The sequence below is a fragment of the Emticicia sp. 17c genome (assembly GCF_037153985.1).
Taxonomy (GTDB): Bacteria; Bacteroidota; Bacteroidia; order Cytophagales; family Spirosomataceae; genus Emticicia.
On the sequence record NZ_JBBAYI010000002.1, the window covers coordinates 364,654 to 377,947 of the forward strand.

Sequence of the window (13,294 nt, forward strand, 5' to 3'; positions counted from 1 at the left end):
AGGGCGTAATGGTATTACGCCACCCTTTTCTCTAAGCAAATTTTCGGATAATGTAATAGAGCAGAAAACCAATTGGCCCAAGCATAAAGCAAAACAGTAGGCATACACCTACCAGCCAGCGGTTTATCCCCTTTGCAAGCGAATCATTAAAAATCCATGTTCCGGCTACTAAATCAAAACATAAGTAATGAATCCAGCCCACCAAAACGCTTTGTTCTACCGTAAATAATTGTTTTATACCCGCCAGCGTACTGAACGCCATAAAATCTAACTCATGCAGGCTTACGAGTATATAAAAAGCATAGGTAATTGCTAAAATAATGGGTATCAGATACGTGTTTGCCAGTTTTCGTGTCCACTGCCAATGGGGGGCAAAAATCATTAATAACCACTGCGGCAATACCAACGCATTAACAATCGAAAAAACTGCGTTTAAATTCATAAGTTCGGTGCTTTGATTTTCAATACAAAATTTAGAAAATTGTATTCATAAATCAAAAACACATGAATAAACTTCTATTAACTGGCCTTTTAATCGTATCTTCTTTTTTATCTTTTGCACAAAACAAAGAAATTGTCAGAACCGACAAAGCTCCTGTGCCTATTGCACCTTATAGCCAAGGGGTAAAAGCTAATGGCATGCTATATGTTGCCGGGCAAATAGGGCTTAACCCCGCCACCCGAAAGTTGGTTGAAGGCGGTTTTGAAGCAGAAACCACACAAATCATGGAAAACATCAAGGCTATTCTGGAAGCAGCAGGTGCAAAACTGGAAGATGTGGTTAATACAACTATCTACCTGAAAGACATCAACAATTTTGCTAAAGTTAACGAATTATACGGCAAATACTTCACGGCCGATTTTCCGGCACGCACAACTGTTGGTGTTGCTAACCTGCCCGGTGGTGCCAGTATCGAAATAGCGGTTGTAGCTGTTTTGCCCAAAATTCGTCGAAAATAACTCAAAAATCATCTCTAAACCTTGCTAAACTGGCATTTTTAATGTGATAGTTTCGCCTTTTTAATTATTTTTGTTATTCATTAAGCCCTTCATCATATTCATGAGAAAAGTCATTCTTTTTATCTGTCTACTGACAGGATTTGCAGCGTTCTCTCAACAACCTGCCACTACGCAGTATAACGCCAATACCCGATTCGAGCAAATGGGTACTGAGCTACCAACCCCTAATACATATCGTACTGCCTCGGGTGCTCCGGGCAAAGATTATTGGCAACAAAAAGCCGATTACGATATTAAAGTAGAACTGGATGATGCCAACCAGCGCATTATCGGTACTGAGGTTATTACCTATACCAACAAGTCTCCTGACGAACTCCGTTATATCTGGCTACAACTCGACCAGAACTTGTTCGAGAAAAATTCTATCAATGCCTTAACTAAAACCGGAGGTATCGATAACCAGATGTCTTTCGGCGCTATTCAGGGCATTAACGCTCCTAGTTCTGTAAGAGCAACCATCTCAAGCAATAAAGAATACGGCTATAAAATTACTCTTGTAAAAGATGCCAAAACCAATGCAGACCTGACTTATACCATCAATAATACTATGATGCGTATTGAAGTACCAACCCCATTAAAAACAGGTCAGTCTTATTCGTTCCGTGTTGACTGGAACTACAACATTACTGAATATTATGGTCGTTCGGGTATGGAATATTTCCCTAAGGATGGCAACTACAACTATTTTATTGCACACTGGTTTCCGCGTATGGCTGTTTATGACGACGTAAACGGCTGGCAACACAAACAATTCTTGGGTCAGGGCGAATTTACTCTACCTTTCGGCGATTATAAAGTTGAAATCACTGTACCAAACGACCACGTTGTGGGAGCTACCGGTGAGTGTCAGAACTACGACAAAGTATTGTCGTCAGCACAATTAAAGCGTTTAGAACAAGCTAAAAGCTCAAAAACGCCTATCGTAATTGTTACGCAAGCAGAAGCAGAAACTGCCGAAAAAGGAAAACCAACAGGCAAAAAAACATGGATTTATAAAGCCTCTAACGTACGCGACTTTGCCTTTGCTTCTTCACGCAAGTTTATCTGGGATGCCATGCAAACCGATGTTTATAATAACGGACGTAAAATCTGGTCGATGTCTTTCTATTCAAAAGAAGGTAATCCGCTTTGGGGCCAATACTCAACCAGAGTAGTAGAGCATACGCTAAGAAGCTACGGTAACCGTACTATTCAGTATCCGTACCCTGTGGCCATTTCATGCCATGCAACAGCAGGTGGCGGTATGGAATACCCGATGATTTCGTTTAACGGTGGCCGTCCTGAAGCAGATGGCACTTACTCTGAACAAACTAAAGCCGGCATGATTGGGGTAATTATCCACGAAGTTGGGCATAACTTCTTCCCGATGATTGTAAATACCGATGAGCGTCAATGGACATGGATGGACGAGGGCTTAAATACTTTCTGCCAATATCTTGCAGAGCAGGAATGGGACCGTAACTTCCCTTCTCGCCGAGGAGAACCTCAATACATTGTGCCTTACATGAAAACCGACAAAACACAACAGGTACCGATTATGTCGAGTTCCGACAACGTTATTTCATTAGGGCCAAATGCGTATGCAAAACCGGCAACCGGCTTGAATATGCTTCGTGAAACCATTATGGGCCGCGAATTGTTCGACTACGCTTTCAAAGAATACGCTCGTCGTTGGGCGTTTAAATCGCCTCAACCAGCCGATTTCTTCCGTACGATGGAAGATGCCTCAGGCGTTGATTTAGACTGGTTCTGGAAAGGCTGGTTCTATGGTGTAGAGCCTGTTGATCAGGATTTGGCCGAAGTAGAATGGTATACTATCGATAACCAAGACCCTATTGCTAAAAAAGCGGCTGATAAAGCTGATTTTGATGCAAAACGCGAAACACTAAGCAATATCCGTAATAAAACTGATATTAAACAAACTGTTGTAGAGGCCGACTCAACCATGAGAGATTTCTATAACTCTTACGATAAATTTGCCGTAACAGCTGCCGACAAACAAAAATCAGAACAATACAAATCAACTTTGTCGGAAGATGAGCGCAAAATGCTGGAAGAAGGTAAAAACTTCTATGTGTTGAAAATCAAAAATAAAGGTGGTTTACCAATGCCAGTTATCTTGAAACTGGAATTTGAAGATGGTACCAGCGAAATCGTAAGAATTCCGGCTGAAATCTGGCGATTAAATGACAAAGAAATCAAGAAAACACTTCCGACTGCGAAAAAAGTGAAGAAGTTTACACTTGACCCATTCTATGAAATTGCCGACATCGATACGGCTAATAACTCGTTCCCGCGTGAGCCTGAACAACCAACCAAATTTCAGGCATTCAAACAAAGAAGTTTCTTTAGCCAACAACCAAACCCTATGCAACAGGCGAAACAAAATCAGCCTTCGGGTATCCAAACCAGTGGTAAAAACTAATTTCTTTTCATAAAGATTAAACAAGAAAGCCGAAGGTATTAGTCTTCGGCTTTCTTGTTTAAATATGGTAGGTATTTACTTTCTTACTTTAAATTCATATTTTCCTGAACCAACTTGTAGTTTTGTATACTCCCCTTCAATACCCAGAATTTTGAAATCTGACGAAATCGGCCTGCCACCCTCCTCAATATCTGGAATGTTTCTGGTTGGCAGATATACCGTTGCCGATGTATTGGCAGGGATTTCAAGCATAAAATTAATTTCTTTAGGGGCTACTTTCCAACCCGATGATACCAACCCATAATTTGTATTCAACGATGCTTTGGCTGAGCTAAGTTCACTACTCAAATGAGGTCGGATAATAATTTTCTTATAACCTGCTCCTTCTTCATCTACATCAAGTCCGGCTACATCTCTGTACATCCAGTCGCCTATGGCACCATAAGCATAATGATTAAAGGAGGTCATGCTTGGGTCTTGAAAAGTACTGTCAGGCTTCATCGAATCCCATCTTTCCCAGACAGTAGTTGCACCCATTTTTATCGGGTATAACCACGACGGATACGTATCCTGCAACAACAGGCGATAGGCCACATCTGTTCTCCCGAAACGCGTTAATACAGGTGTTAAAAATGGCGTACCTAAAAAACCGGTTGTAAGGTGGTAACTATAACTTTTAATATTACTCACCAGACGTTCTAGGGCTTGCGGGCGTAGTTCCTCAGGAAGCATATCGAACTGCAAAGCCAGAATATAAGCTGTTTGTGTTTCAGAAATTAACCTGCCGTTAGCAGTCATAAACTCTTGTTGAAAGGCTTTTCTGATTCTCTCCAGTAGTGCCTCATAATCTTTTACTTCTTCGGTTTTGCCTAATAATCTGGCCGCTTTTATCATTAATTCGGTGTTATAAGCATAAAAGCACTGCGCCACCAGATAATTGTCTGTCACAGCCGATTTTTGCCCTATCAGGCCCTTAGAGTCATCAACGCGATAAGACAGCCAGTCGCCAAACTGAAAACCAGCATTCCAGAGGTCGTTTTTGGCAGCTTTCCTTACATACGAATGGTAAGCCTTCATGCTAGGGTATTGTTCTTCCACTACACGTTTATCACCATAAACCAGATACATATTCCATGGAATAATAATTCCGGCGTCAGACCAGCCCGCCGCACCTATCGGATTCCCAAAGAAAGTACCTTTTAGTATGTTCGGAATTACAAACGGGATTGACCCATTTGCGTCTTGGTCTGCGGCTACATCTTTCAGCCATTTAGAAAAAAAGTTATTAACATTGAAATTGAATGCTGCGGTGCGTGAAAACACTTCGGCATCACCTGTCCAGCCCAACCGTTCGTCACGCTGAGGACAATCCGTTGGCACATCCAGAAAATTACCTTTCTGCCCCCATTGTATATTTTTTTGTAGCTGATTTACCATCGGGTCAGAGCATTCAAAGCTACCTGTTGGTTTCATGTCTGAATACAAAGCAATAGCCGTAAAGTTTTCAGGATTCAACGCTTCTTGTATTCCCTCCACACGCACATACCGGAATCCGTGAAAAGTAAAATGTGGCTCAAATGTTTCGGTACCCTGCCCTTTCAGAATATAGGTATCTTGTGCCTGAGCATTGCGCAGGTTATCAAAATAAAGCCCTCCTTTTTTATCCAGCACCTCGGCGTGCGACAACACTATTTTATCACCAGCCTTACCTGAAACTTTCATCTGTACCCAACCTACAAGGTTTTGCCCGAAATCGAGCACTTTTTCTCCTTTGGGAGTGGTAAGTACTTTTACTGGCCTGAAGGTTTCATGTTTTGTAATGAGTTCGTGGTTTGAAGAAAAGAGTATCTTCTTTGAAAAATCTTTTACAACTACTGGCAACCAGTTTTTGTCGTCATAACTAGCGGTTGCCCATCCTTCTTTTTCCTGACGAGCATCATAAATTTCGCCGTCGTAAATTTCAGAGGCCAACATAGGCCCTGTTGATACTTTCCATGAACCATCCGAAATAATTGTTTCGGTTTTGCCATCGGCATACGTAATATTTATCTGACATAACAAGGCTGTTTCTTTCCCGTAAAAAGCGGTTTTCTTCTCCCAACCTATTTCTCCTCTGAACCAGCCGTTTGCCAGACTTACACCAATGGCATTTTTGCCTTGTTTGAGCAAATCGGTTACATCATAGGTCTGATAAAGCAAACGATTGTTATAGCTTGTCCAACCCGGTGTAAGGTAGGCATTTCCTACTCTTTGGCGGTTAATTTGTGCCTCGTATAAGCCTTTGGCTGTAATATAAGCTACGGCCGATTTAATTTTTTTATTGGCTGTAAACTGTTTTCTGAATTGTGGCACAACACCATAGGCTGTATCGGCTTTTATACCCGATGAAATCCATTGGGCTGACAACTCGGCTGATGGGTTCAGTAAAGCCATTTGCCAGAAAGCGGTGGTACTCCAGCCCGACTCCTGCGCCTGATTGTTCCAGACCTTTACCTGCCAGTAGTATTTCTGGCCAGATTGCAGCGCAGGCCCGCCATAGGCTTGCAGAACCGACTCATCAGAATTAGTTTTACCCGACTCCCAAACAATTGTTTTCTTTGAAAATTCAGGGCTTGTAGCTACTCGGATAGCATAGGCTGTTTGCATGACGTTACGGCCTGTGGCTGCTATTTTCCAAGTAAAACGCGGAATGGCAACATCAAGTCCGATAGGGTTCACACGGCTTTCACAGGTTAAGTCATAAGTACTGACAGACTGAGCAAACATACTCATGCTTATCAGGCAAATGAATAGGGTAAGCGTTTGTTTCATATCTATAATTTAATTTTATTAATAAATTTTTGTATTTTTTTTCAAAATAAAAACAAACGTCTGATAAAACCCTCATTTACTCTCCTGCTATTGTCTCATTCTGAGAAAATAAAAAATCCGTAATAGCAACTATTACGGATTTTTAGGGGTATTTAACAACATTTGTTATTCCATTTCTTTTGCCATTTTAATAGCATTGTAGGCGTTTACAATTCCGCCAGTAAGCGATAACTCACTAAACTTCACTATTTCTTTTGAACCTGGTTTGTATACTCTGAGGTCAGGTAGTTTTACCGAAGATTCAAGAATAATTTTTTTAATCTGAGCCGCTGTCAGGTTCGGGAAGTACGATTTCAATAAAGCTGCTACGCCCGTTGTAGCTGGTGCAGCCATACTTGTACCACTTTTTTCTTCATATTTTGAACCCGGTATGGTTGAGTAAATATCTACACCCGGCGCAAAAACATCTACATTCTTTTTACCATAATTGCTAAACTCGGCTACGGCATCCGGCTCGGTTTTCCACGATAAAGCCCCTACCGAAATCCAGTTTTCTGCTTTTTGGCCGTTTTCGTAAATGCTGGTTGGGTAATGTGTTACCACATCGGTATCTTCGTTGTCGTTACCGGCAGCGGCAATCAGTAATACCCCTTTTGACTGCGCATATTTTACGGCCTCATCAACCCATTTTTTTTCTGGCGAATATGGCTTCCCGAAGCTCATATTAATAATCTGCGCTCCGTTATCAGTAGCATAACGAATGGCATTAGCAACATCTTTATCTCTTTCATCGCCATCAGGCACGGCACGTACCACCATAATTTTCACATCGTCGCACACACCTTTAATGCCCAGATTATTGTTACGGTCGGCCCCGATAATACCTGCTACGTGTGTTCCGTGCATTCCGTCGGGTCCTACTACCTCATTATTTCCATATTCGCTGTATTGCAGTTTATCAGGGTTATCGCCTACAACTGTACGTGGGTTAAAATCAAGGTTATAATTATATTTCAGCTCACTTTCATAATGCTCAACTGCTTCTTTAATATCGTTACCTGTGGCACCCAGTTCCATAAACTTCTCTATTGTACGTTTAGCGGCTCTTACACTACGGTCAACATTATTTTCGTCAATACCTGTAATGTTTTCTTTGGTAAGTGTTTCTACTTTCAGGTAGTTTTTCAGAATGTTTTCTGACTCAACATAGTTTTTATATAACTGTGCATAAAAAGGTGCGTACTGTTCGGCTTCTGCTCTTTTTTCATCAAACTCTTTTTGTAGTTTGCCATAAAGCTCGTAGTCTGCCTGATTTTTACGAATCAGTTTTTTTGAAGGTTTATCACCAAATTTTTCTTTGAAAGTTTTAAGCATACGGGTAATTTCAACCTGCTCGTGGTTAACATCCTGCCCATCTTTACCCCCTAGAAAATCCCAACCGTTAATGTCATCCACAAATCCGTTTTTATCGTCATCTTTTCCGTTACCTGCAATTTCTTTGGCATTAACCCATATTTTACTTTTGAGGTCTTCGTGGTTAATGTCAGTACCGCCATCAATTACGGCTACAACTACGGTTTTTGAAGTACGGCCTTTCAGTAACTCCTGATACGCACGCTCAACGCTCATGCCGCGGATACCATCTTTCTCAAAATCAAGATTCTGCCAGTTAGGTTTAGTTTTTAGGTCTTGTGCTTTTGTCTGAAGGAAAAAGGGAAATAAGAAAATAGCAAAAAGTATTTTTTTCATTGGTTAATTTTTAATTTGAAACAGAACCTGTACAGTTAAAGTAGAACGTCCTCTGATAGATAATTAAGTAAACTGCGAATTAAACGAAATGATTCGACATTTATTTAACCCATAATGGGTTATTTTATTAAATGGCGAGCCGCTTCTTGCTCATATTGTTTCGAGTGCCTGCCTGAAATCAGCTATGAGGTCATCAATATTTTCAATACCGACCGAAATCCGCAATAAATTGTCAGGGCTTTTTGAGTGTTCTCCTTCGGCTGTTTTGCGGTGTTCTATCAGGGTTTCAACCCCCCCCAAGCTAGTGGCATGTTTCACTAGTTTTAATTGTGATGTAAGTTTTAAGGCCGCTTCCTGCCCACCTTTTACCAGTATCGACATCATACCTCCAAAACCGTTCTGCATTTGCTTTTTAGCCACCTTATGGTATTGGTTCGATTTTAAACCCGGGTAATTTACTTTTTCTATCTGCTGAAACCCCTCTAAAAATGTAGCCAGTTTCATGGCGTTTTGCGCATGTACAGGCATTCTGACCGGAAAAGTAGCCAGACTTCTGAACAATAACCAGCAATCAAATGGAGAAGGAATAGCTCCACCTGTCGACTGGAAGTTTCTTATACGGCCTTTTATTGTTGCATCAATGTTGTCATTTACAATAATACCCCCACTTAGTATATCAGAATGCCCGCCGAAATACTTGGTTGTTGAGTGCATTACTATATCTACTCCAAACTCGAGGGGTTTTGTAAAGAAAGGTGTTGCCCATGTGTTGTCGCAACCTACGAGTATATTTTTTGCTTTAGCCAGCTTCACCACGGCTTGTATGTCGGTCAGTTTAAGGCTTGGGTTCGAGGGGGTTTCTATCCAGATTAAAGTTGTGTTTTTTCTGATAGCTTTTTTTATCTGTTTAATGTCGGTCATGTCAACTGCGCTGTAAGTCATACCCCAATGTGCATACAGGCTTTCAATCATATAGCGGGTGCCATAATAAATATCGTCGGGCAGAATCACATGGCTATTGGCTCCGAGTGCATGAAAAACACTCATGGTAGCGGCTTGCCCCGATGCAAACGTAATGGCATCGGTTCCGCCTTCGAGCGCGGCCAGTTTTTCTTCCAGCATCCGGCGGTTAGGGTTTGAAGCACGGGCATATATATCACGGCCATCTACGAAGTTTCCGTTAGGGCCGCGCTCAAAGGTAGTCGATAAAATAATGGGCGGAATAACGGCTCCGGTTGTAGGCTCACCATGATTTCCGGCATGAATGGCTAGAGTTTCTAATTTCATGTGTAATTTTGAGAATTAATTCTGAAAGGCATATAGCACGCCCGAAAACGTGCCACGCATAGCAGCAAATATAACCAATAAATGAAGCAAAAACTTAATATTATAAAAATCGGCGGGAATGTCATCGACAACCCACGTTCGCTGGCACAGTTCCTGAAAGATTTTGCCGCTTTAACCGAAGCAAAAATTTTAATCCATGGCGGTGGTAAAATTGCTACCAAAATTGCCGTAAAATTAGATGTTGAAACCAAAATGGTAGACGGAAGGCGCATAACCGACCTTCCCATGCTAGAAGTGGTAACAATGGTTTATGGTGGGTTGGTAAACAAACAGGTAGTTGCGCAGTTACAGGCATTGGGCTGTAATGCAATTGGCCTGACAGGTGCCGATGCGGGAGTGATTCTGGCCCGTAAACGCCCTGTAAAAGAAATTGATTACGGATATGTTGGAGATGTTGAAAAAGTAGATAGCTTTATTATTAAAAACTTTGTCGATAACGGACTAACACCTGTTTTTGCTCCTTTAACTTATGATAAGGATGGTAATATGCTAAATACCAACGCCGACACGCAGGCGTCGTCGGTAGCGGTAGCCATGGCCAACGATTTTGAAGTAAATCTTATTTATTGTTTTGAAAAGAAAGGGGTATTGTCGGACCCTGACGATAACGATTCGGTGATTCCGACACTCACACCAGCCATTTATGCCGAACATAAAGCATCTGGAACAATTAATGCTGGCATGATTCCCAAACTCGACAACGCCTTTGCCGCTTTACAGAAGGGTGTTTCAAAAGTAATTATCTGCCATGCCGACGAATTACAGGCAGCCGTGGCGCACGGTGAAAGCGGAACACAAATTATTCTTTAACTTTGTAGTACTAACATTATACAATTCATGATTCAAAACTCCAATCTGGTTGAGACACTCACACAAGATGCTATTGAACTACTCAAAGATTTAATTCAGACTGAGTCTTTCAGTAAACAAGAGGACGAAACAGCAGCTATTATCGAAGAATTTTTTCGCGAAAGGAATATTCCTTATCGTAGAAAGAAAAATAATATCTGGGCTAAAAACAAACATTTCGATGCCAGCAAACCTACGGTACTGCTTAACTCACATCATGATACGGTAAAGCCTAACCCTTCATGGACCCTTAACCCTTTTAATCCTCTAATAAAAGATGGCAAGCTATTTGGCTTGGGCAGTAACGATGCCGGCGGATGCCTCGTGTCTTTGATTGCTACCTTTTGCTTTTTTTATTACCGCGATGATTTAAAGTATAATATCATTATGGCGGCTACCGCCGAAGAAGAAATATCAGGGCGGGAAGGCTTGGAAATGGTTGCTCCTGAATTACCCGACATTTCGTTTGCTATTGTAGGCGAGCCAACCCAAATGCACTTGGCAGTAGCCGAAAAAGGGCTGTTGGTACTCGATTGCACCGCACATGGCAAATCGGGCCATGCAGCCAGAAACGAAGGCGAAAATGCTATTTACAAAGCTATTCAGGATATTCAATGGTTTCAGTCTTACCAATTCCCGAAGGTATCAGAAAACCTCGGGCCAATCAAGATGACAGTAACCATCATTAATGCCGGAACGCAGCACAATGTAGTGCCAGATACCTGCAAGTTTACGGTAGATATTCGGGTAACTGAACAGTATACGTTGGAAGAAATTATTGAAACTGTTCGGAAAAACATCGGTAGCGAGGTAATTCCACGTTCTATCCGTTTGCGTCCTTCGAGCATTCCTATGGAACACCCAATTGTACAGGCAGGTATTGGCATGGGGCGCAATACTTATGGCTCGCCAACTACTTCTGACCAAGCTTTGCTTGACTGCCCATCGTTAAAAATGGGACCCGGAGACTCTGCCCGTTCGCATACGGCCGACGAGTATATTTATATAGATGAAATACACGAGGGCATACAGTTATACATAAAAATGTTAGAAAAAGTAATTGTCTGACCCCACCTAAGCCTCATATAGCCCCAGATATAACAACAATGTGTGTCTGGGGTTCTTTATAATTCAAAGAATTTAGTAAAACAAAGCTTTAATTGCAGCTAATTACCTTTAAATGAATATTATTTTTTACATTTTTGCCATTCTTTGCGGGGCTGCTAACAGCATTCAGTCAGGCGTAAATGCCGAGCTACGCAAAGCCATCAATAACCCTATTTTTGCGGCTATTATTTCCTTTTCTATTGGTTTGGTGGCCTTAATTCTGATAACTCCTTTCTTCAAAGAGCCTATACCGTCGCTGGCTTCGCTTAAATCGTTGGCGTGGTGGAAATGGATTGGCGGCTTGCTGGGAGCATTTTTTGTAACTACTGTTATTTTAATTGTGCAGCGTATCGGCTCGGCTAACATGATAGCCCTGATTGTGGCTGGTCAGCTTATTACAGCCATGACACTCGACCACTTCGGGCTAATAGGTTTTAAAATGCACCCTATATCTATGTGGCGCATTATTGGTGGTATTGTAACCGTTATAGGGGTTTATATGATTGTAAAAAACTAATAGACCTGATAATATCAGGCTATTTCTTTACCAAAGTTTCAACTACCTGCATTATTTTACGGGTAGCTCCTACATTTTCTAAAACATAGTTCCGGCTTATTGTGGCTGTTTTTTTCCGTTCTGGTTCATTCGTTTTTAGCTGCTGATATAACGCTTTCAGTTCGTCTGTTGAGCCTATCGGAAACGCCCCTCCTAGCCTGATTAGCTCTGTGGCCTCCTGAAACTTCTGGTATGATTTGTTACCGAAAAAAACAGGCATACCAAAAGTAGTTGCTTCCAGAATATTATGTAAGCCTTTCCCGAATGCCCCTCCTATGAAAGCATATTCGGCATACTGGTATAAAGATGATAACATACCAATATTATTGATAAATAAAACCTCATAGCTTTCTAAATCTGGTACTTCTCTGGCATCTGATAATAACACCGACCTCGCCATAAGCTGTTTACGCCAGAGTTCAATTTCAGCATCATGAATTTCGTGCGGGGCAATAATAAACTTCGTACCATCGCCGCTGACAGCATTCATGAGCGGAATTAGCACGTCCATATCAGTTTGCCATGCCGACCCTACAATAAAAACCTGTTGCTTGTTTTTAAATTTCTCTACTACCGGAATATCCTTCCGGTTATCTACAATTTGCTTAACGCGGTCAAAACGGGTATCGCCTGCCAATGTCACGTTTGTAATATCAATGCTTTTAAGTAGCTCGAGCGAGCTTTGGTTTTGTACCAGTATATGGTTAAACTGGTGTAGCAGTTTACGATAAAACCCTCCGTAAAACTTAAAAAAGACTTGGTCGGGGCGAAAAATAGCCGAAAACGAAATAACAGGGATATTTTCTTTTTTAAGCTCATGCAAGTAGTTTTTCCAAAACTCATATTTAACAAAAAAAGCAACAGACGGCTCCAGAATACTGACAAACCTATGGGCATTTTCGGGCGTATCTGCCGGCAGATAATAGATGTAGTCTGCGCCTGAGTAATTTTTACGTATTTCGTAGCCCGATGGCGAAAAAAATGTTAGTAGAATTTTGTAGTCGGGGTATTGTTGACGAAACGCTTCAATAACGGGCCGCCCTTGTTCAAATTCGCCTAAAGAAGCACAATGAAACCAAGCTAGCTTACCACTCCGAGACCTGAGCTGGCGGCGTTCGGTGTCTAGCTTTAGTTTATGAAAGAGATTATTTCTGCCTTCAACCCAAAGTTTTGCCTTTTTATTGAAAGGAGAAACAAGCCTGAGCAAAGAGACATAAGAATATATAGACAAATTATAGAGAGAATCGAGCAACATAATCAAAGGGTATTTTATGCAACAAACCTACGAAAAAGCTTTTAAAAACTAGCTTTTTAAGTAATTTCACCCTTAAATTTTAGCACCTTGCCTAAAACATCAGGGTATGGCACATCATTAGGATAACTGCCAAGCAAAAAATTATCAGTAATAAACAAACATTAACATAAACCTC

Annotated in this window: 10 protein-coding genes; 5 read left to right on the forward strand and 5 right to left on the reverse strand. The window is 41.3% G+C overall.

The features are described 5' to 3' along the window. Positions 1-31: 31 nt before the first annotated feature. Complete coding sequence (locus WAA15_RS06100) at positions 32-442, reverse strand: ABA4-like family protein (RefSeq protein WP_337041737.1); 411 nt, start codon at positions 440-442, stop codon at positions 32-34. 62 nt (positions 443-504) lie between these two features. Between WAA15_RS06100 and WAA15_RS06105 the strand changes: the two genes are divergently transcribed. Then, positions 505-960 carry a RidA family protein gene (locus tag WAA15_RS06105; RefSeq protein ID WP_337041738.1) on the forward strand — a complete coding sequence of 152 codons (456 nt, stop codon included), beginning with the start codon at positions 505-507 and terminating at the stop codon, positions 958-960. A gap of 100 nt (positions 961-1,060) precedes the next feature. Continuing rightward, on the forward strand, positions 1,061-3,445 hold the full coding sequence (locus WAA15_RS06110; RefSeq protein WP_337041739.1) for a M1 family metallopeptidase: 2,385 nt from the start codon (positions 1,061-1,063) through the stop codon (positions 3,443-3,445). 75 nt (positions 3,446-3,520) lie between these two features. Here the strand turns inward: WAA15_RS06110 and WAA15_RS06115 are convergent, their stop codons facing one another. The 3 genes from WAA15_RS06115 to WAA15_RS06125 all read right to left on the reverse strand — a co-directional run bounded on the left by WAA15_RS06115 (position 3,521) and on the right by WAA15_RS06125 (position 9,292). Then, the gene (locus WAA15_RS06115) at positions 3,521-6,256 is read right to left on the reverse strand and encodes an alpha-L-rhamnosidase (protein ID WP_337041741.1); all 2,736 of its coding nucleotides are present in this window, start codon (positions 6,254-6,256) and stop codon (positions 3,521-3,523) included. A 165-nt stretch (positions 6,257-6,421) separates the two neighbouring features. Further along, the gene (locus WAA15_RS06120) at positions 6,422-8,005 is read right to left on the reverse strand and encodes a S8 family peptidase (protein WP_337041742.1); all 1,584 of its coding nucleotides are present in this window, start codon (positions 8,003-8,005) and stop codon (positions 6,422-6,424) included. Between the two features lie 150 nt (positions 8,006-8,155). Beyond that, complete coding sequence (locus tag WAA15_RS06125) at positions 8,156-9,292, reverse strand: trans-sulfuration enzyme family protein (RefSeq protein ID WP_337041743.1); 1,137 nt, start codon at positions 9,290-9,292, stop codon at positions 8,156-8,158. An 81-nt stretch (positions 9,293-9,373) separates the two neighbouring features. Between WAA15_RS06125 and argB the strand changes: the two genes are divergently transcribed. From argB to WAA15_RS06140, 3 genes are all read left to right on the forward strand, one after another. Further along, complete coding sequence (gene argB / locus WAA15_RS06130) at positions 9,374-10,162, forward strand: acetylglutamate kinase (protein ID WP_337041745.1); 789 nt, start codon at positions 9,374-9,376, stop codon at positions 10,160-10,162. Between the two features lie 27 nt (positions 10,163-10,189). Then, positions 10,190-11,269 carry a M20 family metallo-hydrolase gene (locus tag WAA15_RS06135; protein ID WP_337041746.1) on the forward strand — a complete coding sequence of 360 codons (1,080 nt, stop codon included), beginning with the start codon at positions 10,190-10,192 and terminating at the stop codon, positions 11,267-11,269. A 112-nt stretch (positions 11,270-11,381) separates the two neighbouring features. Then, a complete protein-coding gene (locus WAA15_RS06140; RefSeq protein WP_337041748.1) occupies positions 11,382-11,825 on the forward strand; it encodes a DMT family transporter in 444 nt (147 codons plus the stop codon). Positions 11,826-11,844: 19 nt separating this feature from the next. Here the strand turns inward: WAA15_RS06140 and WAA15_RS06145 are convergent, their stop codons facing one another. Then, complete coding sequence (locus tag WAA15_RS06145; protein ID WP_337041749.1) at positions 11,845-13,119, reverse strand: 3-deoxy-D-manno-octulosonic acid transferase; 1,275 nt, start codon at positions 13,117-13,119, stop codon at positions 11,845-11,847. Positions 13,120-13,294: the final 175 nt, after the last annotated feature.

Coding starts and splice junctions, on each gene's coding strand:
- WAA15_RS06140 (WP_337041748.1), top strand. CDS start 11,382: ATGAATATTATTTTTTACATTTTTGCCATTCTTTGCGGGGCTGCTAAC.
- WAA15_RS06100 (WP_337041737.1), bottom strand. CDS start 442: ATGAATTTAAACGCAGTTTTTTCGATTGTTAATGCGTTGGTATTGCCG.
- argB (WP_337041745.1), top strand. CDS start 9,374: ATGAAGCAAAAACTTAATATTATAAAAATCGGCGGGAATGTCATCGAC.
- WAA15_RS06110 (WP_337041739.1), top strand. CDS start 1,061: ATGAGAAAAGTCATTCTTTTTATCTGTCTACTGACAGGATTTGCAGCG.
- WAA15_RS06135 (WP_337041746.1), top strand. CDS start 10,190: ATGATTCAAAACTCCAATCTGGTTGAGACACTCACACAAGATGCTATT.
- WAA15_RS06145 (WP_337041749.1), bottom strand. CDS start 13,119: ATGTTGCTCGATTCTCTCTATAATTTGTCTATATATTCTTATGTCTCT.
- WAA15_RS06125 (WP_337041743.1), bottom strand. CDS start 9,292: ATGAAATTAGAAACTCTAGCCATTCATGCCGGAAATCATGGTGAGCCT.
- WAA15_RS06120 (WP_337041742.1), bottom strand. CDS start 8,005: ATGAAAAAAATACTTTTTGCTATTTTCTTATTTCCCTTTTTCCTTCAG.
- WAA15_RS06105 (WP_337041738.1), top strand. CDS start 505: ATGAATAAACTTCTATTAACTGGCCTTTTAATCGTATCTTCTTTTTTA.
- WAA15_RS06115 (WP_337041741.1), bottom strand. CDS start 6,256: ATGAAACAAACGCTTACCCTATTCATTTGCCTGATAAGCATGAGTATG.